Source organism: Actinomadura sp. NPDC048955 (assembly GCF_040649435.1).
In the GTDB taxonomy this organism is placed as follows: Bacteria; Actinomycetota; Actinomycetes; order Streptosporangiales; family Streptosporangiaceae; genus Spirillospora; species Spirillospora luteofluorescens.
Map to the genome: position 1 here is coordinate 30,793 of NZ_JBEZJI010000031.1, position 26,010 is coordinate 56,802.

The window sequence follows — 26,010 nt, forward strand, 5'->3', positions numbered from 1 at the left end:
CTCGCTCAGCCTCCGTTCAGCCGAACCGTTCGGTCTTGATCCGGCGCGGGTCGTGACCGCGGGCGAGCAGCAGGTCGGCCGCCGACTCCACGAACCCCGTCGGCCCGCAGACGAAGCAGTCACGGTCGGGCGGCCCGTCCCCGAGATCGGCCGCCGCCAGCCGGCCGGGCGGGCGGGGCCAGACCTCGGGTGCCACCCGGGTGTAGACGTGCGCGACATCCAGGCCGGGTTCGGGACGCCGAAGCTCGTCGGCGTAGAACACGTCCCCGGGCGTGCGCGTGGAGTACACCAGCCGGAACCGCGCGCCACTCCCGGCCAGGCGGCGAGCACGGACCATGGCCATCAGCGGCGCGACGCCGGACCCGCCCGCGATCAGCAGGACGTCCCGTCCCGCATCGGGCCGCCACACGAACCAGCCGCCCACCGGGCCCCGGATCTCGACGGGATCGCCGATGCCGAGCACATCGGTGAGATACGGGGAGACCTCACCGTCCGCTATCCGCTGCACGGTGAGCTCGACCCGGTCAGGCGCGGAGAGCGAGTAGCTGCGCTGCGCGGTATAGCCGTCCGCCGCGGTCAGCCGCACATCGACATGCTGACCGGCCAGATGGCCCGGCCACCCCGGCACATCGAAGACGAGCGTGCGGGCCGTATCCGTCTCCCGACGCGTCTCGGCCAGCCGCGCGACGCGCCACGCTAGTCGCCCTGGTACCGCTGCTCTCGCCATGGGTCCCCGTAGTCGTGATATCCGGCGGTCTCCCAGAAGCCCGGCTCGTTCTCGGTCAGCAGGTCGATGCCCCGCAACCATTTCGCCGACTTCCAGAAGTAAAGATGCGGTACAAGAAGCCGCACCGGCCCCCCGTGCTCTGGTGCCAGCTCCTCGCCGTCATAGCGGTAGACGATCCATGCCTGGCCGTTGAGCAGATCCTCAAGCGGCAGGTTGGTGGTGTACCCGCCGTACGAGGAGACGAGCGCGAAATCGGCCGCGGTCTCCACGTCTTCCAGCAGGACGTCCAGCGACACCCCCTGCCAGTCCGTGCCCAGCTTGGACCACTTGGTGACGCAGTGGATGTCCACGTGCGGTGTCTCGAACGGCAGATCCAGCAGCTCCCGCCACGTCCACCGGTACTGGCCCCCGGTCTCCGTGGCCACCGTGAGCTCCCACCCCTCCTCTGGGATCCGCGGGGTCGGACCGGCCGACAGCACGGGAAAGTCCTCGGTCAGGTACTGCCCAGGCGGCAACTGGACCGCGGATTCGCGCCGCCGCCCGTGGAACCCAGGCGAAACGATCCCCATCAGAGCCCCCTCTCGTCGGGCCGAACGAACCCCGTCCTCTGGGCCTACCTTCCCCGACACGACGAGCCCGATGCGACCCCCACCACGCGACGCCCCCCGCCACCGTCGCCTCAGCCTCCTCATGAGGGTGAGACGGTGTTCAGGGCACCGTGCCCTTGCCGACGTCTCACGCTCCATGAGGCGAGAGGGACAAGGCCGCTCCGAGTCGCTCACACAACGCTTCCACCTCGGTCTCGTCTGGCACTGCCCCTTCACGGAACATCGCCATCTGCAGTGCTGGGCCGAACGCGTCGAACCGGGCCATGTCGGCCTTCGTCGCGGGCTGGACCACGAAATGCAGGTGGCCCGGCACGGCATCCGCATGGGACCAGAGGCATACGTAGACCTGCTCCGGCTGGACGACCTTCGTCACCGCTGCGGCCACTCGTTGCAGCAACGGACCCAGAGCCGCACTCTCGACCACGCTCAACTCGGCGACATGGACGACGTGCCGCACCGGCTTGACCACCAGCGTCCCCAGGCCGAGCGGCCCCACCGAGTGCTCGACGACCCAACCCGAAGACTCCGCCAGACGACCTCCGGGAAGAGGCCGTACCCCGACAAGAAGATCGCACGCGAGACACCCAGCGACGGGTTCCATGACAGCAAGCCTCCAGGCATCAGCCGAACAAGCACTTCAGGAGCGGTCCTGCTTCTTTGAAGTGGTGGTGTCGGTCGCCGTTGACGGCACCCGTCCTCGCGGATCGAGCATGATCCCGTGGGTGTCGAACGTCGGCATGGCAGAGAGGTCGGGGCCGGGGGCACGGTAGTCGTGCACGGCATCGGTATCGAGGAAGCCGTCCCGGGTCTGCATCCACCCAGGCACCTGGGCCATGGCGTCCTGGATGCGGTCGCGTACTCGCCGTTCAGTGTCCGCGCTTTCGGTGTCTCCGATTTCTTCGGCCGTCTGCGCCCAGCGATCGACGATCGCGTGGGCCAACGCCCACTGGGGGAGCGTCAACGCAACGACGATCTCCTGTTCTCGCGGCGGCCAGTCCTGGCGGCCTTTGCTATGGAGTACCTGGTCCCAGGCGTCTTCGCGGATGCTGGTGGCCAGTGCCTCGATGCCTTTGAGGTCCCCGGCCACGACCGCGCCGTCGATTTCGTTGTCGGTCGAACCGTCTACGACTCCCCACTGGGCAACGGTCATCGAAATCGGATGCCTGGAGCCGACGGCCATGACGCAATCCCTTCTTCCGTGGAATGGGCAGGGCCCCTGCATAACGCAGGGGCCCTGCCCGACTGATGCTCAGATTACGCGACAATGGCCAACTGGAAGAGGCCCGAAGGCAGGACTCCGGCTAGGACAGGAGGACTTCGCCGGAGAAGTAGCGGATCTCCAGGGTGAGGTGGGAGCAGCGCCAGCCTGCGGGGGTGCGGCGGAGCTTCCAGTGGTGCCATCCGGCTCCGTCGGCGTGTCGTCGCGGGTCGTTCGCGTCGATCAGGTGCGCGGCGAAGAAACAGGACCGCGCTTCGGCCGTGTCACCGTCCAGTGTGATCTCGTGGTTGGTACTGAGGTGGTGGGTGCCGGCGTATCGGCCGAGGTTGCCGGCGACGAACTCGGCCATGCCCTCGCGTCCGCGGTGGGTGATGGTCTGGGCGATGAGCGGTGAGACGGTGAGCACGCCGTCCTCGGTGAAGTCGGCCGCGTAGCCCTGCCAGTCCCGGTCGTCGAGCGCGCGGGCGACGTCGATGAGCAGATCGCTGATCGCCGCCCGGTCGACCAGCCATTGGAGCCTGCTCGCCGAACCGGTCGGCGGGTTCGTCGGTGGCATGTCGCGGGATCTTCCTTCCGGTCGGGCGGCGCGGGGGCGCGGAGCGGTCAACCACCGAGTGTCCGCCGGACCACCGTCTCGGCCGCGGTCGCGGCGGCGGTGGAACCGAGGGAGACATGGTGCTTCAGGCGGTGCCCCCGCCTCGGGCCGAGGGGGTCGGCCTGGTTGGTCCGGACGTTGATGCCGAGCTGGCCGGTCGTCATGTCGCCGAGGACGGACTGCATCTGGGAGGACGAGTTGTTGAACGAGTAGATCGAATCCAGGAGCATCTGCATCCCGTTCTCCGGACCGAGGCTGTCGGCCAGGAGCTCGCGGGCGATGTCCTCCATCACCCTGCCCAAAGCTTTGTCGAACTTCAGTTTGGGGTAGATGGACCGCACTGATCCTTCGATGTTCCCCATCGACTTGCCGATCAGAGAGACGAGCGGGCTGACCTGGATTCCGCGTTCGGTGGAGTAGCGGGCGAGCGACATCAGGGCGACCCCGAGGTTCAACTCCTCCAGGGTGGCGTTCGCCCAGTAGGGAATGGTGTTCGACACGTCGTTGGCGAAACGGGTGCTGTTGCTCCAGGGCGTGAGCGAGCCCAGTTTGATCCAGTCTCTCGCCAGGGCCGCCCCGTCACCGCGGGCCATCCCGACCAGGCCCTTGAGCAGGGTCAGGCTCGCGTTTCTGTCGATCTTTCCGTACATCCCCCAGTCGATCACGTGCGCCTTCCCGTCCTGGTCGATGAGGATGTTCCCCGGGTGGGGGTCGGCGTGGAAGGCGCGGTCGACGAAGTACCCGCGGAACATGAATCCCATCAGCTGGTAAGCGATCTTCTTGCGCTGCCTGTCCGACAGCTGGTCGTCCTTCACCCGGTTGATCGGCGTGCCGTCGACGAAGGTCTGGACCAGCACGCGCGGCGTCGCCTCGATGACCTTGGGGACCTTGACCTGCTTGAAGTGCCGCGCGGCCTTGCGCGCGTCCTTCATGTTGCGGGCCTCGCGTGTGAAGTCCACCTCGGCCTCCATGGCGGTGAACACCACTTCCATCATCGACTTGACGTCGATGACCTCGCACATGTGCGGGGCCGCCCGGTGCAGAAGGCCGGCGATCCTGCGCAGCACGGCCATGTCGCCCAGCATGGCCGCGGAGGTTCCGGGGCGCTGCACTTTCAGCACGCAGGGACGGCCGTCGGTCCAGACGGCGCGGTAGACCTGGGCGACGGAGGCGGCGCCCAGCGGCCGCTCGGTGTTGATCTCCTGGAAGCGGGAGCGCCAGTGCCCGCCCAGTTCGGCTTCGATGACGGGTTCGAAGACCGGGAAGGGTTCGATGCGCGCCTGATCGTTGAGGTTGGCGAACTCGTCCATCAGGTACTGGGGCATGATGTCGGGCCTGGTCGCCAGTATCTGCCCGAGCTTGATGTAGATCGGGCCGAGGTCCTCCAGCATCGCCCGCAGCGCCCTCGCCCGCTCCTGCCTGCGCAGACCGTCGGCGGAGACCTGCGACCGGGCCAGCCGCGCCTGGAGGCCGCGGGCCGCCTCCTGGGCGGCCGCCCGAGAAGCGATCTTGATGGTGCGGCTGGCCCTGCCTGCGGGCACGCGTTCTCCCTACCCGCCGGTGTGATCGGTCGACGGCACAGTGTTCGGCTCCGGCTACTTCTTCATGTCGGCGATCTGCTGACTGAGCACGCTGATCTGACCGGCGAGCTCGCGGATATCCTGCTCGTTCCGCTTGGCGCGCTTCTTCGCGCTCTTCTTCTTTTTCTTGACGCCGAGACTCTTCCGCACGGCCTTGGCGTGACGGTTTCCGGCCTTTTCGGAGCGCCTTATCATGTCGTCGAAGACGGATCTTCTTGCCACGACGCCACCTTTCTCACATGGTAGGGCCTCGGCTCCGAATCCGCGGAGATCGCCGATTGACGTGGATCTTTTTCCGGGGGAGCCTTGTCGAATGCGAGTATGCATCGGGTAGCCCGCCGACTGTCAACACTCCGGCGGAGCCTTCACCGCGTACTTCGAACGGGGCCGCGCTCGGACGAGCTCACTTCGCCCCAAATAGCACGATTAATACTTGTTTGCTGAAAATATTGAGGGCCACACACTGTTGGCCGACCAGAAAGGCGCTCATGGGCGGTTTGGATAGGGCGTTCCGGGCCGGCGCCGTCGCGGGGTCCTTGCACAACTGGTGGACGCGGGGCAGGGGCGGTCGCGGGGTGGCCGCCGCCGTACCCGGGGCCCATGCGGTGACCGCGGCGGACCGAGCGGCGGCCGAGCGGCTGCTGGGACGAGCCGCCCCGGGGCCGGGGGCAGGGATGTCGCTCTCGGTCTACGAGACCGCCCGGCTGGTGCGGCTGGCGCCGTGGGTGTGGGGGCATCACGCGCGCGTCGACTACCTCGTGGCTCTGCAGCGCCGGGACGGCACCTGGGGCGGGCCCGACCTCTACGCGCTGGTTCCCACCCTCAGCGCGACGGAGGCACTACTGCATCTGGCCTGCGCTCGGGACCGTTCGCCGATCAGAGCCGAGCACCGGACCGAGGCCGCCGACCTTCTGACGGCCGCTGCCGACCGCGGGCTCGCGGCGTCGCGGCGCCTGCTCGACCGAGCCTGCAGCCCGTGGCCGCGCACGCTCGGAGCCGACCTGCTCGTGCCGTACCTGGTCGACGAGATCAACCGGACGCTGCTCCGATGCGAGGCCCCCGCCTCGCGGGGAAGCGTGCCGCGGCCGCTGGGGCGCCATGCCGCGCTGCGGGCCCCTCTAGCGGGCCGCGCGGCCCGGGGGACCGCGCCCTCGTCCGTCCCGCCAGGGGGACCGCCGCTCCCGGCGGGCCGTCTCTGGGAAGGCTCCACCGACCCGGCGCGCGAGGCGGCCGCCGGGAGCCCCGACGGTTGGACGATCGGCGCCTCGCCCGCCGCGACCGCGGCGTGGCTCGCACGCCGGCCGGCCGGAGATCGCGACGAGGTGTGCGTGGACGCGCTCGACCGCTTGGCGCGCCGGCACGGCGGTCCCGTGCCCGGCCTGGGTCCGGCGATCGCCGGCGAGCAGGCGGAACTGGCGGGCACGCTGGTCCGTGCGGGGCTGGGCACCGCCGTGCCGCCACGCCTGCGGGAGCAGTTGCGACGGCAGGTCGGCGGGACGACCGGAGACTACGGGACCGTGAGCACCGCGCTGTACACCCTCGCCGAGCTCGGCGAGCTGGGCGGACGGTGCCCCGCGGAGATGCTGCGGCCCTTCGAGACCGCGACGCGCTTCCAGCGCCCGCTCGGGGACCCGGTCTGGTCGCCCGTCGCCAACGCCCACATGCTCGAGGCGTTCGGGGTGCACGCCGCGGCCCGGCCCGCCCACCTCAGGCGCCACTCGCCCGCCATCTCCGCGCTCACACGCTGGCTGTGCGGACGCCAGCAGCTGAGCGGCCGCTGGGAGGATCCGCGCCACGCCTCCCCCTACTACGCCACGTCCCATGCCGCAGCGGCCTTGAGCCGCTTCGGTCGCCGCGGCGCCTCCTCCGCGGTCGCCCGTGCGGTCTGGTGGGTTCGCGGCACCCAGCGGCCCGACGGGTCCTGGGGAGTCTGGAGGGGCACCGCCGAGGAGACCGCCTACGCCCTGCAGACGCTGCTGGCAGCGCCGCACCGCGTCCCCCAGGACCTTCTGGCGAGGGGCGCCGCCGCTCTGGAGCGCCTGGTCGCGACCGGTACGGGCCACCCGCCGTTGTGGCACGGAACGGACCTCTACGCCCCCGCCGCCGTCATCGACGCGGCGATCCTGGCGGTGACCTGCCGACTGCGCGGCCATGTCGTCCTTACCGGCCGTGCCTATTCCCTTTCCCTCTCGCTCACGCGGGCTCGCGTCGAGGAATGCGACTCGCAAGGCGCAAAAGGGCTGGTCGGACGGTAAGGACCCGCGTCCGTTCGCGGACCGCCCGACCGTTGCCCGCCCCGAACCCCCTGGTTGCTCAAAGCCAAGGATCGATTACTCTGAGTGAGAACCTTTCTCATCGCTCCCGCTCGGTGGAAGGATCACATGTCCCCTCGCATCGCCGACACCCCCGCGGTCGCCCCCCAGATCGCGACCGGCGCCGATCCCGCCGATCAGCAGCCGGCCCCCCAGTTCCCCACGCCGCTGGACGTGCCCTCACGGGTCGCCCTGGTCAACGGCAGTTTCGAGGAGCCGAAGATCGCCGGTGGAAACCAGATGCTGCACGACGCCTCCGAGCCCGGAGCGGGCTCGGTGCCCGGCTGGCTGACGACGGCCTCCGACCACGTGATCGAGATCTGGCACAGCCGCAGGGGCGTGCCCGCGGCGCACGGAGAGCAGTTCGCCGAGCTCAACGCCAACGAGTCCGCCGCGCTGTACCAGGATCTGGAGACCACGCCCGGAACCACGCTGTACTGGAGCCTGCGGCACCGCGGCCGCGAGGGCGACGACACGATGTCGGTGAAGATCGGCCGGCCCGGCAGGAAGCCGAACAAGACCTGGACCTTCACCGACGGCACCGCCGAATGGGTGCCGCACGCCGACTCCTACAAGGTCCCGGCGGGGCAGACGGTGACCCGGTTCGCCTTCGAGGCCGCCGCGACCGCCACCGGCGACCCCACCGTCGGCAACTTCCTGGACGACGTCGTGTTCGGCACCGCGCCCAGCGTGGTGGTGACCACCGCCGCCGAACCGGAGTCCGGAGCCGCCGTCGGCGACACCATCACCTACACCGTCAACCTGAAGAACCACGGCGGCATCCCCGCCGAGAACCTCATCCTGTGCAGCACCATCCCCGCAGGGACCAGCTACGTGCCCGGATCCCTGAGACTCGATGAGGGGCCCGGACAGAACAGCGGCAACGGCTGGTACGACTCGACCACCGGCCGGCTCACCCTGCCGCTGGGGCAGGGCGCCACCGCGGCCCAGGGCGGCACCCTGGCCTCGACCGTCGAGCTGCCCGACGGTGTCACCGCCCAGTTCGCGGTCCAGGTGGAGCGAGAAGGCGCCGGTCGGACGCTCGCTCATCAGTCCACCGCCACCTACGCGGGCGCCCGCGGCGACGCCGGTGAGCAACTGACCTCCACCTCCAACACGACCCACGTGTCCGTCGATCCCGCAACCGAAGCGGAGGCGGCCGAACTCACCGCGACGATCGTCGCCGACCCGCCGTACGCCGCCGTAGGCGAGGACATCACCTTCCACCTCGCGGTGAGCAACCCCGGGCCCGTCGAGGCCACCAGCGTCGTCGTCTCCGTCCATCTCCCGGCGGACCTTGAGCTCGTGTCGGCCGAAGGAGCGCGGTCCTATGACCGGCCCACCGGCCGGTGGGCGATCGAGGCCCTGGCTGCGGGCAACACAGCCGAGCTCCAGTTGCGCACCACGGCCACGGCTCCGGGCGCGCTGTCCTGTACCGCCACCGTCACCGCCGACCTTCCCGGCGAGCCCGACCGCACCGGCCACGGCACCGCGACCGCGAGCGTCGCGGTGTGTCCCCATGCACGAACTGCCTGCGCAGCGGCTGACAGGCAGAGCGTCGGCCCTGCCCCCTGCATCTGCCGGCTCGGCTGCGCATGCGGCCGACACGAACAGCCCGTGCAGGCCCCTCCGGCGCTTTTCTCTGCCACCACACCCCACAGGTGGCACGGCAAGAAGGGCAGCAAGAAGCGGGACAGGCACCACCGGCGGTTCCTGCGTGAACTGGCCTTGCAGGTGCAGACGCTCAGCCGGCAGCTCACCGAGATGCGTGACGAACGATGACACGGTGACACGGCCGTTCACAGGTGCGCCTCCGGGGCGGTGATCGCATCCGGGATGCCCTGACTACCATCGCCGGCAAGACCGCCGGATCGGTAATGCCCGTGCCTGAGTTCCGGTATTACGTGGCCGGACAGAGAGTTGTCGACTGAGCGGACTTTGGCATTTCCGTCAATTCGTCAATGATCCGGAACAGTAGTGCGCCTGAAGTCGGGCGTTCTTCTTTATTCTCACAACTTCCCGGCCCAGGCGCCCTTTGTCGACCGCGCGCCATGACTTGTGCGCCATATTCGCTGCAAATTGCCACACGACACGATGTCCTGCGAAATCTAACAAGCTTTTGTAGCGGCAAAGCAACTTTTTGCAGTGCTAGTGTTCTCATCGTCGCAAACGCGACAACGGCAACGGCATTGCCGACTCATCCGGCTAGTGGAGGAGATCGTGCGTCGTCATCTACATTTCGGAAGGCTTCGATGACCGGGGATCATCCCCGCCGTGTGGTCGTCACGGGACTGGGAGCCGTGACGCCGGCGGGAGTCGGGATCAAACCGTTCTGGGATTTAATCCTCCATGGCGACTCGGCCATTCGGAAGATCACATCCTTCGATGCGACCGAGTTTCGTTCCAAAGTCGCCGGAGAATGCGACTTCGATCCGCAGGAGCACGGCATCGGGCCGGACGAAGCCCGGCGGCTGGACCGCTCGGGCCAGTTCGCCCACGTCGCGGCGCGGCAGGCGATCGCCCAAAGCGGGCTCGACCCGGACCGGATCCCCCGGGACCGGATCGGAGTCTCGATGGGCAGCGCGCTGGGCCGGGTCAGCTCCTTCGACCACTGGACCGCGTGCGACACCACCAACCGGTTCGCCATGGCCCTCGGGGGCCCCGGCGGCAGGGGGCGGCCGCTGTCCGAGGCGGAGCCGAGCGTGATCGCACAGGTGGTCGCCCAGCTGGTGGGGGCGCGCGGACCGGTGCGCGTGGTGAGCAACGGCTGCACCTCCGGGCTGGACGCGGTCTCCCACGGCGTCCAGCTGATCGAGGACGGGCTGGCCGACGTCGTGATCGCCGGAGGCACCGAGGCGCCCCTGACGCCGGTCGCGGTCTCCTCGATGGACGCCATCCGGGCCACCTCCGCCCACGACGGCGACCCGGCGGAGGCGTGCCGCCCGTTCGACCGCAACCGCGACGGCATGGTGGTGGCCGAGGCCGCGGGCGTCCTGGTCCTGGAGGAGGCCGCCAGCGCCCGCGATCGGGGTGCGGAGGTCCTGGCCAAGATGCTCGGCTGCGGCCACCGCGCCAACGCCCACCACATGACGGGCCTTGAGGCGCGAGGGTCCGACCTGGCCGAGGCGATCCAGGAAGCGCTGCGCATCGCCAGGGTGGCCGCGAGCGAGGTCGACTACGTCAACGCCCACGGCACCGCGACCGGGCACAACGACGAGCATGAGACGGCGGCGCTCAAGCAGGCGCTGGGACCGCGGGCCTTCACCGTCCCGATCAGCTCGATCAAGTCGATGGTCGGCCACTCGCTCGGCGCGGCGGGCGCGATCGAGCTGATCGCCTGCGCCATGGCGATCCGCGACCACCTCATCCCGCCCACCGCCAACCTGTACGACCCCGACCCGAAATGCGACCTGGACTACGTGCCCCTGATCGGGCGCGAGCACCGCACCGACGTCGCACTGTGCACCGGGAGCGGGTTCGGAGGCCTCCAGACGGCCATCCTGATGGGCGCTCCCGGAGGCCGCCGATGACGCGCCAGGAGAGGATCATCGTCACGGGGCTCGGTGTGCTGAGCCCGACGGGTCTCGGCCACGCCGACTTCTGGAAGGCGGCTCTGGCCTGCGACACCAGCCGGCTCGCCGGCGCACGGCAGGTCACCCTGGCCAGCTCCTTCGAACCGGCGGCCCACATCCCCGCCCATCTGCTGCCCCAGACCGCCCGGGTCACCCAGATGACACTGGCCGGGACGGACTGGGCCCTGGCTGACGCCGAGCTCGAACTGTCCGATGTCCCGGCCGAAGGCCGGAGCACCGTGTTCGCCAACGCCTTCGGCGGCACCGACTACGTCGGGCAGGAACTGCGGAAGCTCTGGACGCTGGGGCCCGGGCACGTCAAGCCCTACCTGTCCTACGCCTGGTTCTACGCCGCCAACTCGAGCCAGGCGTCGATCCGGCACGACGCCCACGGCCCGGCCTGGACGCTGGTGAGCGGGCAGGCGGGCGGGCTGGACGCCGTCGCGCAGGCGTGCCGCCACCTCCGCAGGGGCGGCCGCGTCGCCATGACCGGCGGCTTCGACTCCTTCCTCGACCCGATCGGGCGGGAGGTCGCGTCCGGGTACCTCGCCGCCGCGGACGCGCGATGCCCGGACGCGAGCAGCGTGGTCGGGGAGGGGGGCGCCGCCCTCGTCCTCGAAACGGACACGGCGCACCCGCGGCCGTCCGCCCCCTACGGTCAGATCAAGGGCTACGGAACCTCCTTCGACCCGGTGGCGCCACGGCCGGGCGACTCGGGGCTGGAACGCGCGGTCCGCGCCGCCCTCATCGACGCCCGAGTCGATCCCGCCGACATCGACGTGGTCTTCGCCGGCGGCTCGGGCCCCGGCCTGGACGACGTCGAGACGGCGGCCGTCGCCGAGGTCTTCGACGGCCGCGCGGTGCCCGTGACCTCGCCCAAGACCCTTACCGGAGAGATGGGGGCGGGCGGAGCCGCCCTCGACGTCGCGGCCGCGCTCCTGTCGCTGCACCACCAGGTCATCCCCCCGACCGCCCGGCCGGAGGGCGTGCGGCGGCCGCCGGGCGTCGACATGGTCTACGACCGCCCGCGCGAGACCCGGCTGGGCAACGCACTGGTCCTGGCCCGAGGGCACGGCGGCCACAACTCGGCCCTCGTGGTCGGCGCCCTGAACTGACCCGCACTCCAACGTCCGCCTAGAAAGGGCACCGACATGGACCCAGATGCCCGGCTGAACGAGAAGGACCTCATCGCCATGCTGCCGTTGGACGGCGCGCCCGCGCCGTCCGCCGACAGCGCGACGACCGGCGACCGCAGCCTCGCCGACTTCGGATACGACTCGATCGCGATGGCCGACCTGATGTCGCAGATCGAGCTCCGCTACAAGGTCAAGCTCCCCGACCCCCTGCTCGGTGAACTGCTCCACCTCAGCATCACCCGGGCCACCGACATGATCAACCAGCACATCGCGGCGCCCGCCCGGTGACGCCGGCCGGGACGTCGCGAACCAGAGGGGACCAGTGACCGTGGAGACCACACCGCCCGGCTCCATCAAGAACCTGATGGAGATCTGCACCGGGTTCTGGGCGTTCAAGGCCATCGCCAGCGCGCAGGAGCTCGGGCTCTTCGATCTCCTGCACGAGACGGGCGCACAATCGATCAGTGACCTGGCACGGCGGCTCGACGTGCGGGAACGGCCCGCGGAAACGCTGGCGACCGCCCTGGCCGCGGTCGGGCTGCTCGACGTCGACGGGGGCCGATACGGCAACAGCCCGCTCGCCGAGACCTACCTGGTCAAGGGCGGGAGGTACTACTTCGGCGGCTGGATCGCGCATCTCGACCAGCGCAACTACCCCGGATGGGCCAACCTGACCGAGGCGATACGCGCCGACCGGCCCATGGGCTGGCAGTCCGGCAGGCACGAGGAGACCCCCTTCGACATCGTCGACCCGGAGCTCACGTCGCGGTTCCAGGACGCGATGCACTCCCTGTCGCGGCAGTCGGCGGCCTCGGCCGCCCGGCGGATCGACCTGTCGGGCGCCCGGACGCTGCTCGACGTCGGCGGCGGGACCGGGGCCTGGGCCATCGAGCTCGCCGCCGCGAACCCGCAGCTGACGATCACCATCTACGACCTGCCGCCCGTGTGCGAGCTCGCCAGGGCCAGGATCGAGGCCGAAGGGCTGAGCGACAGGATCACCGCGATCGGCGGGGACTTCCGCGTCCAGGAGCTGCCGTCGGGCTACGACACCGTCCTGCTCTCGATGATCCTGCACGACTGGACGCCCGACGAATGCCGCCGGCTCCTGCGCGCATGCCACCGGGCGCTGGTGCCCGGCGGGCAGGCGATCATCAGCGAGCTCCTCGTCGACGACGACAAGTCCGGGCCCGCCGACGCGGCGCTGATGAGCCTCAACATGCTCGTGACCACCCGGGGCCGCAACTACACCGCCGCCGAGTACGGCGCCTGGCTGCGGGAGGCGGGATTCGAGGCGCCGGAAGTACGGCCGCTCGACGCCCCTTCCTGCAACGGCCTGGTCCTGGCGCGCAGGCAGGCCCCGGCCGGCGGTCCGCCGGAGGGGCGGCACGCCATCGACACGTCCGTCCCGTAGGGCGCGGCCGGCTCACGAGTCAGGGCAGATCCGAGAAGACGAGTACGGAGGATCGGAATGGAACCAGCCCAGGACGACATCGCCGCCGCGACGGTCATCCTCGACCAGACCGTCGGGATCTACCGGACCGCGGCGCTCGCCGTCGCGGCCAGGGCCGGCGTCGCCGACCACCTGGACCGGCCGCGCACGGCCGCCGAACTGGCCGACATGACCGGCATGGACGCCGCGTCGCTGCGCCGGGTCCTGCGCATGCTCGCCTCCCAGGGCATCTTCCGGGAGGACGCCCAGGGCCTGTACCACCTGACGCCGGCGGCCGTTCTCCTGCGCTCCGACGCGAGCCCGTCCCTGCGCAGCGCCGTGATCATGTTCTCCGAGGACTACATGTGGAGATCGGCCGGGCATCTCGGCGACGCGGTCCGGGAGGGGTCCAGCGCGTTCGAGCAGCTGTACGGGAAGCCGTTCTTCGAATGGCTGGGCACCGACCCCGAGGCCGCCTCGACCTTCCACGCGTCGATGGTCGGGCTCTCCGAGACGGGGATCGAGAAGGTGATCGACGCCTACGACTTCCCCGCCACCGGCACCGTGGTCGACGTCGGCGGGGGACGGGGCTCGCTGCTGCGCGCGATCCTCGAACGGAACCGGCGGCTGAAGGGCGTTCTCCAGGACGACCGGAGCGCGCTGCGCGAGCACGTCCTCGACACGCCGCAGACGGCCGAGCGCTGGCGCCTGGAGGAGGGAAGCTTCTTCGACACCGTCCCCGTCGGCGGGGACGTCTACATCCTCAAGCACATCATCCACAACTGGGGCGACGAGCAGGCCACCGCCATCCTGCGGAACTGCCGGTCGGCGATGAAGACCGGCGCCCGCGTACTGATCATCGACCCCGTCCTGCCGGACCCCGGCACCCCCCACTTCGGCTGGGCGCTCGACCTGGTCATGCTGAGCACCCTCACCGGTAAGGAACGCACCCGGCAGGAGTTCGAGAAGATCCTCAACGCCGCGGGCCTGCGGATCGGCACCGTCCTCCCGGTACGGACGCTCGGGGAGTACTCGATCATCGAGGCCGTCGCGGCCTAGGCGGGGCCTCACGGGCCCGCCTGGGCCGCGCCTCCGGTACGCCCCTACGGACGTGGAGAGGGTGCTCGGTGAGCGAGCCGGACATCTACATCACGGCCTGCGCGACCTGGCTGCCGCCGCTGCTGCCGGTCGCGCAGGCCGTCGCCGACGGCCAGTGTGACGAGAGGCTCGCCCGGCGCACGGGAATGGTGTCGGTCGCCGTGGCCGGCGCCGAGGCGGCGCCGGAGATGGCCGGCAGGGCCGCCCGGATCGCACTGCGCCGAGCGCGCTACGACGGTGCGGACATCGCCCTGATCCTGCACGCGAACTTCTTCTACCAGGGCCATGACGTGTGGGCCCCGGCCTCCTACGTCCAGCGCGTCGCCGTGGGTAACGACTGCCCGGCGGTGGAGATACGCCAGGCGTCCAACGGAGGCATGGCCGCGGTCGAACTGGCTCGCGCCTTCCTGGTCGCCGCACCCGGCCGCGAGGCCGCGCTCGTGACGACGGGCGACAAGTTCGGCCCGCCGGCCTTCGACCGGTGGCGGAGCGATCCGGGAACCGTCTACGCCGACGGCGGGACCGCGCTCGCGCTGTCCCGCCGGCGAGGGTTCGCCCTGCTGCGGAGCCTCGTGACGGTCAGCGACCCGGAACTGGAGGGCATGCACCGCGGCGACGACTCCTTCGGGCCCGCTCCGTTGAGCGCGCGCTCCATCGTCGACCTCGACGCGTGCCAGCGCGACTTCCTCGCCAGCGCCGGGATGCGGCACGTGGCGGCGCGCGTGAGCGCGGGGCAGGAGGCGGTGCTGACCGAGGCGCTGGCGCGGGCGGGGGCGCGGCTCACCGACATCGACCGCGTCGTCCTTCCCCATCTCGGCCTCCACCGGCTCAACGGCAGCTACCTGCGACGGTTCGGCCTCCGGCCGGAGATCACCACCTGGCCGTGGAGCCGGCACATCGGGCACCTCGGCGCCGGAGACCCCATCGCCGGGCTGGAGCACCTGATGCTGACCGGCGCGCTCGGCGCCGGGGACCGCTGCCTGCTCGTCAGCGTCGGCGCCGGCTTCACGTGGTCGGCCGCCGTGATCGACATCCTGGAGCGCCCGGCCTGGGCCGGCACCCCGGCGGGACCACCGTGAAGCCAGCCACGGCCCTGCTTCACCGGCCCGCCCCGTCCAACCGATCACCGGCCCGGCCCCGGCCCCGCGGCGGGCGCCGTCCGGTCCACAGCACCGGAGGAAGCCCGTGACACAACTCGACGTTCCCCACAGCGACCGGCACCCGTCGGTTCCGATCGTCACCATCGACCCCCTCGGCGCCGACCCGCACGCCGAGATGGCCCGGCTGCGCGCCGCCGGGCCGGTGGTGCGGACCGTGCTGCCCGGCCTGCCCGACACCGTGCACGCCTGGATGGTCACCCGGCCGGACCTGCTCGCCCAGCTCGGACGGCATCCCGCCGTGTCCCGGGTCGCGCACCGGCACTGGGCCGCCCACCGCGACGGCCTCGTCCCCTCCGACTGGCCGCTGGCCGGCATGTTCATCGGCTTGACCAGCATGTTCTTCCTCGATGACCCCGAGCACCAGCGTCAGCGGCGGATGATCAGCTCGGTGTTCACCGCCAGGCGCGTGGAGCGGATGGGCGGCGACATCACGCGCGTCGTGCGGAACGCCCTGGACGCCCTGCCCGGCCACCGCGGCCCGGACGGCGCCGTCGACCTGCGCGCCCACTACGCCTACGCGATCCCCATGGGCGTGATCTGCCACCTGCTCGGCATCCCCGAACCGATGCGGCCCCGGTTCCGGGCCCTGGTCGACATGCTGCTCGACACCGACGGCAAGACGGCCGAGGACGCCGCCGCCCTCGAACGGGGCCGTCTGGAGTTGCTGGACGAACTGGTCGACCTCCGCCGCACCCGACCCGGCACCGACCTCACCAGCAGCCTGATCACCGTGCGCGACGGCGACGGCGACACCCTGTCGCACCGGGAACTGCTCGACACACTGTGGTCCCTGGTGGTCGCCGGGCACGAGACCACCCTCAACCTGATCACCAACGCGGTCCGCGCGCTGCTCACCCACCCCGACCAGCTCGCCCGCGCCAGGACGCTCCCGCCCGCCGGCTGGAGCGCCGTCGTGGAGGAGACCCTGCGGTGGGACGGCGTGATCAACTACCTGGTGGCCGGCTACACCACCGACACGATCGCCATCGGCGGCACCAGCATCCCGCCAGGGCAGCTCCTGGTCAGCCTGTACGCCGGCATCGGCCGCGACCCCGGCGTCCACGGCCCCACCGCCGGCAGGTTCGACATCTCCCGCGCCAACACCCAGCAAGTCGCCTTCGGCGCCGGAAGCCATTACTGCCTGGGCGCGCCCCTCGCCCGCCTCGAAGCCCGTATCGCACTGTGCGAACTGTTCGGCCGCCACCCCGAGATGCGGCTCGCCGTCCCGGACAGCGAACTCCGGAACGCCCGCTCCCTGTTCACCAACAGCCCCAGCACACTGCCCGTCCAGCTCGAAGCCCACCCGAACCCTCACCGCTGAGCGAGCGCCCGTCACCCATGAAGCGTTTCAACGTCCACGAGCCAAACGGGGGACGGCCTGCTCATATATGAGAAAGGCCCGGCTGACGCCGGGCCTTTGGTTGTGGATCACTTGTCGAGTGTGTGTTGAGTCGGCAGAGTGCCGACGGTGTCGGTCAGGCTCGCGGTGCCGTTCCGCGGGCGAGCAGTCCTGTGGCCACCGGCGCCATGAGGGTGACGGTGCCCACCACTGAGGCCAGGGACGCGAGGCCGCCGATGATCAGGGTCGAGCGTGGCCCGAAGGTCTCGGCCAGCCAGCCGATCAGGGGGTACCCGATCAGGGAGCTCCCGGTGATCACCAGCAGGTAGAGGCCCGTCACCCGGCCGCGCATCTCCTCTGGAGCGCTCAGCTGTGTGATCGAGTAGGCCGCCGTGGTGAACGTCATCATCGCCATGCCGGTCGGCAGCTGCATGGCCGCGAACGCCCAGTAGACCGGCATGAGTCCGCTCGCGGTCACGAGCACCCCGAAGGCTGCCGCCGCGGCCATCATGTCCCGCAAGCTCGGCTGCCTCCGGCGGGCGGAGAGCAGGGAGCCGGCCAGCCCGCCGACGGCCATCATCGCCGTGATGACGCCGAAGGACGAGGCTCCGGTGTGGAAGACCTCTCGGCTCATCAGGGCGTCGGTCACCGCGAAGTTCATGCCGAACGCGGAGACCAGCAGCATGACCGTCATCAGCATGACCAGGTCGCGGCGCTTCCGGACGTAGCGCAGGCCTGCGCGCAGCTGGCCCTTGGCCCGCGGCACCGGTTCTTTGACATGCAGCTCGTCCTCACGCATGAGGTAGAGCCCGAGTTCCATGGCGCCGAACGACGCGGCGTTGATGAGGAAGACCGGACCGGTTCCGACGGCGGCGATCAGTACGCCGGCGACGGTCGGGCCGAGGATCATCGTCGTGTTGAACAGCGCGTTGTTCAGGCCGATGGCGTTGGACACGTCACGGGGCCCCACCACCTCGAAGGTGAACGCCATCCGGGCCGGGGTGTCCAGCGTGACGGTCAGGCCGAGGCCGAACGCCAGAGCGTACACATTCCACACGGTCACGGAGCCGGTGACGGTGAGCAGGCCGAGCACCAGTGCGAGCGTGCCCATCACCGCCTGGCTGACCATGAGGATGCGGCGCCTGGGGTACCGGTCGGCCAGCACGCTGCCGTACAGGCTGAACAGCAGCGCCGGCAGTACCTGCAGGCCGGCCGTGATGCCGACCGCGGCGCCGCTGCCGTGCGTCAGTTCCAGCACCAGCCAGTCCTGGGCGGTCATCTGCATCCAAGCGCCGATGCTGGAGATGCCCTGAGCTGGCATGAGCAGCCGGTAGTTGCGGTGGTTCCGTAATGAGCGGAACAGCTTGAGGTCCTGCCGAGCCGCTTCAGGATCGCTGCTCGGCGGGCCTTCCCCGGCGGAGCCTGCTCCACCTGCACCCGAGATGTCGGACATTCTCGTTCCTTTCGTTTGTGTGTCTTGCCGTGGCGCTTTGGCGCCACGGGGGGACCGTCCGGCCGGTGCACGGCAAAGCAAGGGCCGGCGAGGCAGGGTGAGAATCGCGACACTGGATGTGCTGGGCGACTCCGCCCTCGCCCAAGCACCCGACCGCCCGCGCGCCGAATACGCGGCGACCTCGGGCCGGGACTGTCCCGCAGCGGTGAGCGGGAACGACTGCCGTCAACGAGCACTGGGCCCGGGGGCCTGGGAAGCGACGGCCAGTAGGACGCGCCTACCCCCGGTAGGAGCGGTGCCCAGAACAAGGTCAAGGGCGCTGCTACGCGTCGCCTGGACACAAGTCGGGGCCCGGCATCTGCCGGGCCCCGAGTCGAACGCGCCCAGTACGGCGCGCAGCCCCATGGCCTCACGACCAAGGAGTGTCTTGTTCAGGACCCAGCATCCGGCGGTTCGTCGACCGTCCAGCGTCGCCGACCTAATCGATCTTGCTGAAGGCGATCGAGAATCCGAGAACGGCCACCATGCCATAGGGAGCACTTGAGACAAACTCTGAGTAGAGCAGCTCTCGGGTTATCCCGTCGGAATGGTGATCGGTCCAGGTGGCAATCTGGCTCTGGATGTTCTCTTCAGGAGCCGAATCCGAGTTGGTGACCCGGTTGCTGGAGTACTTGACTCCGCCACCCTTGGCAACGTAGCTGGAGAACACGAAGGCTTCGTACTCTTCGTCCACCTCGCTGAGCCGGTTGGGTTCCACAGAGCAGAACGTGACCGCCTGCCTCCCGGGGAACCCCGGGATGGCTGAGAACACCGCGCGGCACCGATTCATGTCCGCCATCTTCGGGTCGAGGTGCACCGTCTCCGCGAAGGTTTTCGGCCCGGTCTCGGTCATGAAGGTGACGATCGCGAAGTAAGCGATCGTGTCGGCGGACACAACGGACAGGCGAGGAGTCTTGTTTTTCATGATCTGTCCTTGCTTTGCTTTGGCCGCGCAGTCGACGCGGGAGCATCTCGGAGAGGGCTCACCAAGGACAGTCCCCACTCACCAAGCCCCGGCCAGTTCACCCCTGAGCACCGGAGCGTGGACGGAGGCGCCGCTCGTAGGCACACCTCGCCGGACAGCACAGACGACGGCGGGCCTTGGGGGCCGTTCGCGGCGCGGCCCCGACCACCGGCCCCGCCCCACCATGGAAGGCCCGCGCGTACTGCCCCGCTCAATGGCTCATGTGCGGCCGCCGATCCTGCACGACGACGTCGCTCGTCCCCGTCACGTCGCTCGTCCCCGTCCGATGACCGTCGAATGGGCGGCCGCTGTAGGCCGGATGGTGGTGGCCTTACATGATGTGTGGGTCTATGTCCTGGCGGGCGCGTTCGATCGTGAGGCGGAGTTCTGCCGCCAGCGGAGATATCCGGCTCCGGGGAAAACGTGGCGTGGGCGCCGCTATGGTGAGGGCTCCGACGACCTGGCCGGAGCGGTCGACCGCGCATTTCCCGATGGCGCATATCCCGGCCTCGGTGGCTTCGAGATTCAACGCGTAGCCGCTCTTGCGCACGCCGCGCAGCCCCTCCAGAAGCCGCTGGAAATCGGCTGTCGAGATCTTTCCGTCGCCGGCCTCGGCGGACGTGTCTGGAGGTTCGGCGGTACTCGACGCGTCCTCGATCAGGTACAGCGAGGCGAGTTGCGCATCGTCGAGTTCGGCCAGCAGGGCGCGGCCGCCGGACGACAGGTGCGCGGGCAGGATCGTGCCCTGCCGATCACCCACGTGCAGAGCCTGGTGGGATTCGACGGTGGCGAGAAAACGCGTCTGTGTGCCGACTCGGACCATGAGGTTGACCGACTCGTTCACACGGTCGCACAGGGCCTCCATATGCGGAAGCAGAGCACGGCGCAGCCGCTGCATGCGCGGCCCGCCGAGCAGGCTGGGAGCAGACAGGGCGGGCCCCGGCAGGTAGGTGTGGTTGTCGTCCTGCACGGCGAAACCGCGGTACACGAGCATGGCCAACAGCCGGTGCGCCGTGGAGCGGGCGGTTCCCAGCTCTGCCGCGGCTTCGCTGACGCGCAGCCCACCCTGGTCGCGCAGGACTTGCAGCAGGTGCAGGGCGTTGTCCACCGACCGGAGCGGGTAGGGCGGCTTGTTCTCCATAGCAGAATACCGTACCGGTATCTGGAACTCCGCTCGTATGGTGCGGCTATGCCAGTTGGTTCACATCCGAGCTCCGGCATGGGTGGGGCGCCCTCCGAGTGGAGTCTCGTCCCCTCGGACGCCGCCGATTCGTCACCGCATGGCCGCCTGCACACAGCCGCCGGTGGCCCGTCGGGTTCGCTCCGTATCGGGCTGTTCGCCACCCGCCCCTGACGACTACCGGCACGTCGCCTGGCTCTACAGAGGCGCCTCCCTCTGCACGAGCGGACACGAGTGAAAGGAAGGACCATGGAACCCTTCAGCTCCGCGGTCTCGATCGCTGAAGCGGTCCGGTCGCGCAAGGTGAGCCCCGTGGAGGTCGCCGAGTTCTATCTCGGGCGCATCGAGCACTACGACCACGAGCTCAACGCGTTCATCTGGTACGACGCGGAGCGGGTCATGGACGCCGCCGAGACGGCCGCCCGGGCCGTCATGTCGGGCGAGGACCTCGGCCCTTTCCACGGTGTGCCCCTGCCGATCAAGGACCTCACCTCCGTGTCCGGGCAGCCCAACACCATGGGGTCGCTGGGGTTCCCTGACACGCCCCGCCATGGGAACGAGCTGGTCGTCGACCGGTTCCTGGAAGCGGGCTGCCTCCTCATGGGCAGAACCAACTCCGCGGAGATGGGCACCCTGCCCGACACCGAGAACGCCCGCTACGGCCCGACGGCGAACCCGTGGAACCTTCGTCGCTCGCCGGGAGGTTCGAGTGGGGGCGCCGCCGCGGCGGTGGCGGCGGGACTGGCCCCGCTGGCGCACGGCAACGACGGCGGCGGCTCGCTCCGGATGCCCGCGTCGGCGTGCGGCCTCGTGGGGCTCAAGCCCAGCCGTGCCCGCGTCCCGCAACTCGTCCAGTCCTGGTGGGAGTACTGCAGCACGGAAGGCGTGATCACCCGCTACGTGCAGGACTCCGCCGCGATGCTCGACGTCATGTCCCTCCCGGACCCGCACGGCTGGTTCCAGGCGCCGCCGCCGGCGCGGCCCTTCGCCGACGAGCCGGGGAGGGATCCCGGCCGGCTGCGCATCGGCCTGATGGTCGACGCCCCCACCGGCCTTCCCGTCGATGCGGAATGCGTCGAGGCCGCGACGGCCGCGGCGTCGCTTCTCGACGAGATGGGCCACGACGTGCGTCCGGTCTCACCGGAGCTGCTAAGCCCCGAGGCCGCGCAAGGCTACGTCGACCGGGTCATCCCAGGCTCTCTCTATGTGAACCCCTTCGACGACCCCGACCGGGCCGAGCCGTACAACCGGTACCGCTGGGAACGGATGAAGCAGGTCAGCGCCGGAGAGTACGTCCGGACCGCGGCCCTGCTGCAAACCGAGACGCGCCGGATCGTCGCCCAATGGCGGCGCGACTTCGATGTGCTCCTCACCCCCACCATGGCCTGCCAGCCGCCCGAACTCGGCGTCGTGCGGGCCGACGCGAACCGTGACGTGGCGGTCGCGCAGCCCAGCGCGCTGCTCATGGTCTCCTTCACGCTCCTGGCCAACATCACGGGCCAGCCCGCGATCAGCCTGCCGGTCCATGTCGCGCCGACCGGGCTGCCCGTCGGAGTGCAGTTGATCGGCGCGCCCTTCGACGAGGCGACCCTGCTGCGGCTGGCCGCGGCGCTGGAGGCCCGGACGAACTGGCCCCTCACCGTCCCTGCCGACTTCTGCTGAACCCACCCCGACCACGTTAGGAACGCACGGCATGTATCACCCCACCCGCAGACGCGCGCCATTCCTGGCCGTGCTGCTCGCTCTTCCGCTGTCCCTCACGCTCGCGGCCTGCGGGTCCGCCCGCTCGGAGGGGTCGGCGGGCACGGTCACCTCCGCCCAGGTCCTCAAGGAGTCGACCGACGCCGTCACTCGCGCGTACGGCACCGCCGACTACACCGAGCCCGGGGCGGACGGGCCCAGACCGGCCTCGGGCAAGAACATCTGGGTGATCTCCGCCTGGCAGCAGGTGCACGCGCTGGTCTACCAGGGCCAGGAGGTGTCGGCCGCCGCCGCCTCGCTCGGCTGGAAGACCCAGGTCTGCGACGGACGCAACAATGAGAACGGCGGGTGGGGCGGCTGCGTCCGCCAGGCGACCGCGGCCCGGGCCGACGGCATCGTCCTGCTGGCGGTCGACTGCGCCCCGGTGCGGCAGGCGCTCGTCGAGGCGAGACGCGCCGGCGTCAAGATCGCGTCGTTCAGCGGCTTCGACTGCGACGACCCGTCGCAGGGCCGCAGCAAGGCACTGTTCGACGCTCCGGCGCGGTTCTCGGCGGCCACGCCCACGCTCGCCGACTTCTATACCCGCATGGGGCGCCTGCGCGCCGACACCGTCATCGCCAAGACGAAGGGCGAGGCGAAGATCCTGCACGTGTCGTTCGAGGACGTGGCCATGGGCGAGTACCAGGCCAAGGGCTTCACCGACCGGATCGCCGCCTGCGGAGGCTGCCGGATCGTCGATTCGGTGAAGATATCGCCGGCCGACGTTCCCGGCATTCGCCAGAAGTTCGAGACCGCTCTGCTGAAGCATCCTCAGGTGGACGTGGTCACCGTGGACATCGATCACTTCTTCGTGGCGGGCGTCCAGCAGGCCCTCGTCGCGGCGAACCGGCCCGGCCTCCTCGTGGTCGGCGGCGAGTGCCAGATCGACAACATGAACTACATCCGCAGCGGCAAGGGGCAGGAGATCTGCTACGGCGCCTCCGCGGGCTACCGGGCCTACGCGACCGTCGACGCGCTCGACCGGGCTTTCCAGGGAAGCCCACCGGCGACCGCGGGTGTGGGCCTGCAGATCATCGACAGGACCCGCAACATGCCCGCGCCCGGGACCGAGTACACCGGTCCCGTCGACTACAGCGCCCTCTACAAGAAGGCGTGGAACCGCCAGGGCGGAGCAGAGGCGCCATGATGTCCGCCGCGTCTCGTGAACGAGCCGGTCCCGCCGCGGTCGAGCTGACCGGCGTCTCCAAGTCCTTCGACGACGTCCGGGTGCTCGACGCCCTGAACCTGCGGGTGGAAGAAGGGGCGGTCCACGCCCTCCTCGGCGGCAACGGGTCGGGGAAGTCGACCACGTTGAAGATCCTGGCCGGCGTGTACGGCGCCGACGACGGCGGGACGATCGCGATCCACGGCGAGCGGTACGCCACCGGGTCGTACACGGCGGCGGTGGCGCGGTCGTCCGGTCTGCGGTTCGTCCACCAGGATCTCGGGCTCATCCCCGACCTGACGATCAGTGAGAACTTCGCGTTGGACGAGGGGTATCCGCGGTGGGCGGGACCTGCGATCTCGTGGCGGCGGTTGCACGGCCGGACGGAGGAACGGCTGCGCAGAGCCCAGGTCGACCTCGATCCGCGGACCCTCGTCCGCGACCTGCGTCCCAGCGACCGGACCCTCGTCGCCATCGCCAGGGCACTGCGCGACGTCGACGAGGGCGAGCGCGTGACGCTGGTGCTGGACGAGCCCACGGCGAGCCTGCCCCACCATGAGGTCTCGCTTCTGCTGGAAGCGCTGCGGCGCTGCCGGGCCCGAGGCCAGACGATCATCTATGTCAGTCATCGGCTGCGCGAGGTGCTCAGCATCGCCGACCGGATCAGCGTGCTGCGCGACGGCGCGGTGGTGGCGACCGCCCCGCCCGGGGAACTGGACGAGGCCCGGGTGGTCGCGCTGATGGCGGGCGAGGCGGCCCGCGGGCGCGCCGCGCGGGGTGCCCGCGGGCGGAAGGATCCGCCGCGGGGCCGGTCGGCCGGGACGCCGGTCCTGCGCGTGCGCGGCCTCGCCGGAGGGCCGCTCCGAGGAGTGGACCTCGACGTCGGGCAGGGAGAGATCGTGGGAGTGGCCGGCCTGCTCGGATCGGGCCGGTCCAGTCTCCTCCGGGCGCTCTTCGGGGTCCTGCCGGTGGACGCCGGCCGGATCGAGATCTGCGGCGCGCCGGGCCGGCACCGGACCGCCGCCGCCGCGATCGGTGCGGGCGTCGCCCTGGTGCCCGAGGACCGGGCGCGGGACGCGGCGTTCGCGGACCGCCCGGTGTGGGAGAACGTGTCCGCCACCGTCGTCGGCGACTACTGGACGGGCTGGCGGATGGCGCGTCGTGCCGAGCGGCGGGACGCCGCGGCCCTGTTGGGGCCCTTCGCGGTCCGGGCCGCCGGTCCCGACGTCGCCTTCGGTGCCCTGTCGGGCGGCAACCAGCAGAAGGCCGTGCTCGCGCGGTGGTTCCGGCTCAATCCGCGGCTGCTGCTGCTCGACGAGCCCACACAGGGAGTCGACGCGGTGGCGCGCGCGGAGATCCACGCGCTCGTCCGCGAGCAGGTCGCGGGCGGCGGAGCGGCACTGGTGGTGTCGTCGGACTTCGAGGAGCTCGAAGGGCTCTGCGATCGGGTCGTCATCCTGCGCGAGGGCGTCGACGCCGGCGAGCTGAGCGGTGACTGGTTGACCGAGGCCGCCATCGCCGCCGCGACCCAGACCACGTGAAAGGGACTTGAAGATGGTCGATGTCAATGGCTCGGTCGACACGGGGGTGGCCCCGGAACCGGCTGCGACGCCCCCCGGAAGCGGCACGGGGAGGAGGGCGGCGCCCGGCGTCCGGAGGTCCCGTTCCGCCGTCGCCGTGGTCGAACGCTACGGCCTGCTGCTGATGCTCGTCCTCATGGTCGTCGTGTTCGCGGTGCTGCCGGAGTCCGGAGCGGCGTTCCGCAGCTCGGCGAACGTCCAGGCGCTGCTGGCCAACCAGGCGGTGGGCCTGGCCGTCGCGCTGGCGCTGCTGTTCCCTATGGCCGCGGGCTACCTGGACTTCTCGGTCGGGGCCGTCAGCGCGACCGCGTGCGTCGTCGCGGCCGCCGGGATGTCCCGGTTCGGCCTGCCGATGCCGGTGGCCGTCGCGCTCGCGCTGGCGGCCGGCGTCCTGATCGGTGTGGTGCTGGGGGTCCTGGTGGCGCGCTTCGCGATGAACCCCTTCATCGCGACCCTGGGCATGGCGACGCTGCTGGGCGGCGCGATCTTCGCCTATACCGACGGCATGCAGATCACCGAGGGCATCTCCGCGGGGCTGACCGACCTCGGGTCGCTGACGTGGCTCGGCGTTCCCAGGATCGTGCTGGCGGCGGCGGGCATGGGAGCCGTCGTGTGGTTCGTCATCGGCCAGACGCCGCTCGGCCGCCATCTCTTCGCGGTCGGCTCCAATGCCAACGCGGCTCGGCTTGTCGGCGTCAACGTCACGCGTGTCCAGTTCCTGTCGTTCGTGCTGTCCGGCCTCGTCGCCGCGGCGGCGGGGGTGCTCCTTCTAGCGCGCCAGGGCGCGGCGACCTCCGACAGCGGCATGAGCCTGCTCTTCCCGGCGCTCACGGCGGTCTTCCTCAGCACCATCGTGATCGAGATGGGGCGTCCCTCCGTCCTCGGGACCGTCATCGGGGTGCTCTTCGTGGCGGTCAGCGTGAGCGGCCTCACCCTGGTCGGTGCCCCTTCCTGGGTCAGCCAGGTCTTCAACGGTGCCGCTCTTCTGGTGGCGGTGGGCATGGCGAGCATCGGCCGGCCGCGCGGAAGAGCCGCCCGCGGGTGACAGGACCCGGTTAGCGAACGCCCCCGGCAGGGCGGTCGTCCGGTCGGATCCGACCGGGCACCAATCTGC

The 26,010-nt window shown here is 70.4% G+C and carries 23 protein-coding genes and 1 riboswitch; of the genes, 13 read left to right on the plus strand and 10 right to left on the minus strand.

What is annotated here, in order from left to right:
- Positions 1-16 precede the first annotated feature (16 nt).
- From AB0C84_RS26680 to AB0C84_RS26710, 7 genes are all read right to left on the minus strand, one after another.
- Positions 17-727, minus strand: a complete 711-nt coding sequence (locus AB0C84_RS26680; RefSeq protein ID WP_361071484.1) for a ferredoxin reductase — start codon at positions 725-727, stop codon at positions 17-19.
- The gene (locus AB0C84_RS26685) at positions 697-1,296 is read right to left on the minus strand and encodes a molybdopterin-dependent oxidoreductase (protein ID WP_361071487.1); all 600 of its coding nucleotides are present in this window, start codon (positions 1,294-1,296) and stop codon (positions 697-699) included. The genes AB0C84_RS26680 and AB0C84_RS26685 overlap by 31 nt, the downstream gene beginning before the upstream one ends.
- Positions 1,297-1,462: 166 nt before the next feature.
- Positions 1,463-1,936 (minus strand): hypothetical protein, encoded by a 474-nt coding sequence (locus AB0C84_RS26690; protein ID WP_361071490.1) that lies wholly within the window; start codon positions 1,934-1,936, stop codon positions 1,463-1,465.
- A gap of 36 nt (positions 1,937-1,972) precedes the next feature.
- Positions 1,973-2,515 (minus strand): hypothetical protein, encoded by a 543-nt coding sequence (locus AB0C84_RS26695; protein WP_361071493.1) that lies wholly within the window; start codon positions 2,513-2,515, stop codon positions 1,973-1,975.
- Positions 2,516-2,636: 121 nt separating this feature from the next.
- A complete protein-coding gene (locus tag AB0C84_RS26700; RefSeq protein WP_361071496.1) occupies positions 2,637-3,110 on the minus strand; it encodes a nuclear transport factor 2 family protein in 474 nt (157 codons plus the stop codon).
- Positions 3,111-3,157: 47 nt separating this feature from the next.
- Positions 3,158-4,690 carry an AarF/UbiB family protein gene (locus tag AB0C84_RS26705; protein ID WP_361071499.1) on the minus strand — a complete coding sequence of 511 codons (1,533 nt, stop codon included), beginning with the start codon at positions 4,688-4,690 and terminating at the stop codon, positions 3,158-3,160.
- A 54-nt stretch (positions 4,691-4,744) separates the two neighbouring features.
- On the minus strand, positions 4,745-4,951 hold the full coding sequence (locus tag AB0C84_RS26710) for a hypothetical protein (RefSeq protein ID WP_179842415.1): 207 nt from the start codon (positions 4,949-4,951) through the stop codon (positions 4,745-4,747).
- Between the two features lie 266 nt (positions 4,952-5,217).
- Here AB0C84_RS26710 and AB0C84_RS26715 point away from each other — a divergent pair, with 266 nt between their 5' ends.
- The 9 genes from AB0C84_RS26715 (at position 5,218) to AB0C84_RS26755 (ending at position 16,757) form a co-directional block, all read left to right on the plus strand.
- Complete coding sequence (locus AB0C84_RS26715) at positions 5,218-6,984, plus strand: hypothetical protein (protein WP_361071502.1); 1,767 nt, start codon at positions 5,218-5,220, stop codon at positions 6,982-6,984.
- Between the two features lie 126 nt (positions 6,985-7,110).
- On the plus strand, positions 7,111-8,823 hold the full coding sequence (locus AB0C84_RS26720; RefSeq protein WP_361071505.1) for a hypothetical protein: 1,713 nt from the start codon (positions 7,111-7,113) through the stop codon (positions 8,821-8,823).
- Between the two features lie 470 nt (positions 8,824-9,293).
- Entirely contained in the window at positions 9,294-10,571 is a 1,278-nt protein-coding gene (locus tag AB0C84_RS26725) for a beta-ketoacyl-[acyl-carrier-protein] synthase family protein (RefSeq protein ID WP_361071508.1), read from the plus strand.
- Entirely contained in the window at positions 10,568-11,728 is a 1,161-nt protein-coding gene (locus AB0C84_RS26730; RefSeq protein WP_361071511.1) for a beta-ketoacyl synthase N-terminal-like domain-containing protein, read from the plus strand. The genes AB0C84_RS26725 and AB0C84_RS26730 overlap by 4 nt, the downstream gene beginning before the upstream one ends.
- A gap of 36 nt (positions 11,729-11,764) precedes the next feature.
- The gene (locus AB0C84_RS26735) at positions 11,765-12,037 is read left to right on the plus strand and encodes an acyl carrier protein (RefSeq protein WP_361071514.1); all 273 of its coding nucleotides are present in this window, start codon (positions 11,765-11,767) and stop codon (positions 12,035-12,037) included.
- Positions 12,038-12,077: 40 nt separating this feature from the next.
- Entirely contained in the window at positions 12,078-13,160 is a 1,083-nt protein-coding gene (locus AB0C84_RS26740) for a methyltransferase (RefSeq protein ID WP_361071517.1), read from the plus strand.
- Positions 13,161-13,217: 57 nt separating this feature from the next.
- Positions 13,218-14,237: a methyltransferase gene (locus tag AB0C84_RS26745; RefSeq protein ID WP_361071520.1), complete on the plus strand. Its 1,020-nt coding sequence runs from the start codon at positions 13,218-13,220 to the stop codon at positions 14,235-14,237.
- A gap of 68 nt (positions 14,238-14,305) precedes the next feature.
- A complete protein-coding gene (locus tag AB0C84_RS26750; protein ID WP_361071523.1) occupies positions 14,306-15,355 on the plus strand; it encodes a ketoacyl-ACP synthase III family protein in 1,050 nt (349 codons plus the stop codon).
- A 106-nt stretch (positions 15,356-15,461) separates the two neighbouring features.
- Positions 15,462-16,757: a cytochrome P450 gene (locus AB0C84_RS26755; RefSeq protein WP_361071526.1), complete on the plus strand. Its 1,296-nt coding sequence runs from the start codon at positions 15,462-15,464 to the stop codon at positions 16,755-16,757.
- 154 nt (positions 16,758-16,911) lie between these two features.
- Here the strand turns inward: AB0C84_RS26755 and AB0C84_RS26760 are convergent, their stop codons facing one another.
- The 3 genes from AB0C84_RS26760 to AB0C84_RS26770 all read right to left on the minus strand — a co-directional run bounded on the left by AB0C84_RS26760 (position 16,912) and on the right by AB0C84_RS26770 (position 20,372).
- Positions 16,912-18,228, minus strand: a complete 1,317-nt coding sequence (locus AB0C84_RS26760; RefSeq protein WP_361071529.1) for an MFS transporter — start codon at positions 18,226-18,228, stop codon at positions 16,912-16,914.
- A 180-nt stretch (positions 18,229-18,408) separates the two neighbouring features.
- Positions 18,409-18,515, plus strand: a riboswitch (cobalamin riboswitch).
- A 191-nt stretch (positions 18,516-18,706) separates the two neighbouring features.
- Positions 18,707-19,192, minus strand: a complete 486-nt coding sequence (locus tag AB0C84_RS26765; RefSeq protein ID WP_361071532.1) for a hypothetical protein — start codon at positions 19,190-19,192, stop codon at positions 18,707-18,709.
- A 370-nt stretch (positions 19,193-19,562) separates the two neighbouring features.
- Positions 19,563-20,372: an IclR family transcriptional regulator gene (locus AB0C84_RS26770; protein WP_361071535.1), complete on the minus strand. Its 810-nt coding sequence runs from the start codon at positions 20,370-20,372 to the stop codon at positions 19,563-19,565.
- 288 nt (positions 20,373-20,660) lie between these two features.
- Here AB0C84_RS26770 and AB0C84_RS26775 point away from each other — a divergent pair, with 288 nt between their 5' ends.
- The 4 genes from AB0C84_RS26775 to AB0C84_RS26790 are packed head-to-tail and all read left to right on the plus strand — an operon-like array spanning position 20,661 to position 25,941.
- Positions 20,661-22,073: an amidase gene (locus tag AB0C84_RS26775; RefSeq protein WP_361071538.1), complete on the plus strand. Its 1,413-nt coding sequence runs from the start codon at positions 20,661-20,663 to the stop codon at positions 22,071-22,073.
- Between the two features lie 31 nt (positions 22,074-22,104).
- The gene (locus AB0C84_RS26780) at positions 22,105-23,298 is read left to right on the plus strand and encodes a substrate-binding domain-containing protein (RefSeq protein WP_361071541.1); all 1,194 of its coding nucleotides are present in this window, start codon (positions 22,105-22,107) and stop codon (positions 23,296-23,298) included.
- Positions 23,295-24,857 (plus strand): sugar ABC transporter ATP-binding protein, encoded by a 1,563-nt coding sequence (locus AB0C84_RS26785; protein ID WP_361071544.1) that lies wholly within the window; start codon positions 23,295-23,297, stop codon positions 24,855-24,857. Before AB0C84_RS26780 ends, AB0C84_RS26785 begins: the two co-directional genes overlap by 4 nt.
- Positions 24,858-24,870: 13 nt before the next feature.
- Entirely contained in the window at positions 24,871-25,941 is a 1,071-nt protein-coding gene (locus tag AB0C84_RS26790) for an ABC transporter permease (protein ID WP_361071547.1), read from the plus strand.
- Positions 25,942-26,010 lie beyond the last annotated feature (69 nt).

Coding starts and splice junctions, on each gene's coding strand:
- AB0C84_RS26680 (WP_361071484.1), bottom strand. CDS start 727: ATGGCGAGAGCAGCGGTACCAGGGCGACTAGCGTGGCGCGTCGCGCGG.
- AB0C84_RS26685 (WP_361071487.1), bottom strand. CDS start 1,296: ATGGGGATCGTTTCGCCTGGGTTCCACGGGCGGCGGCGCGAATCCGCG.
- AB0C84_RS26690 (WP_361071490.1), bottom strand. CDS start 1,936: ATGGAACCCGTCGCTGGGTGTCTCGCGTGCGATCTTCTTGTCGGGGTA.
- AB0C84_RS26695 (WP_361071493.1), bottom strand. CDS start 2,515: ATGGCCGTCGGCTCCAGGCATCCGATTTCGATGACCGTTGCCCAGTGG.
- AB0C84_RS26700 (WP_361071496.1), bottom strand. CDS start 3,110: ATGCCACCGACGAACCCGCCGACCGGTTCGGCGAGCAGGCTCCAATGG.
- AB0C84_RS26715 (WP_361071502.1), top strand. CDS start 5,218: ATGGGCGGTTTGGATAGGGCGTTCCGGGCCGGCGCCGTCGCGGGGTCC.
- AB0C84_RS26720 (WP_361071505.1), top strand. CDS start 7,111: ATGTCCCCTCGCATCGCCGACACCCCCGCGGTCGCCCCCCAGATCGCG.
- AB0C84_RS26725 (WP_361071508.1), top strand. CDS start 9,294: ATGACCGGGGATCATCCCCGCCGTGTGGTCGTCACGGGACTGGGAGCC.
- AB0C84_RS26730 (WP_361071511.1), top strand. CDS start 10,568: ATGACGCGCCAGGAGAGGATCATCGTCACGGGGCTCGGTGTGCTGAGC.
- AB0C84_RS26735 (WP_361071514.1), top strand. CDS start 11,765: ATGGACCCAGATGCCCGGCTGAACGAGAAGGACCTCATCGCCATGCTG.
- AB0C84_RS26745 (WP_361071520.1), top strand. CDS start 13,218: ATGGAACCAGCCCAGGACGACATCGCCGCCGCGACGGTCATCCTCGAC.
- AB0C84_RS26760 (WP_361071529.1), bottom strand. CDS start 18,228: ATGTCCGACATCTCGGGTGCAGGTGGAGCAGGCTCCGCCGGGGAAGGC.
- AB0C84_RS26765 (WP_361071532.1), bottom strand. CDS start 19,192: ATGAAAAACAAGACTCCTCGCCTGTCCGTTGTGTCCGCCGACACGATC.
- AB0C84_RS26770 (WP_361071535.1), bottom strand. CDS start 20,372: ATGGAGAACAAGCCGCCCTACCCGCTCCGGTCGGTGGACAACGCCCTG.
- AB0C84_RS26775 (WP_361071538.1), top strand. CDS start 20,661: ATGGAACCCTTCAGCTCCGCGGTCTCGATCGCTGAAGCGGTCCGGTCG.
- AB0C84_RS26780 (WP_361071541.1), top strand. CDS start 22,105: ATGTATCACCCCACCCGCAGACGCGCGCCATTCCTGGCCGTGCTGCTC.
- AB0C84_RS26785 (WP_361071544.1), top strand. CDS start 23,295: ATGATGTCCGCCGCGTCTCGTGAACGAGCCGGTCCCGCCGCGGTCGAG.
- AB0C84_RS26790 (WP_361071547.1), top strand. CDS start 24,871: ATGGTCGATGTCAATGGCTCGGTCGACACGGGGGTGGCCCCGGAACCG.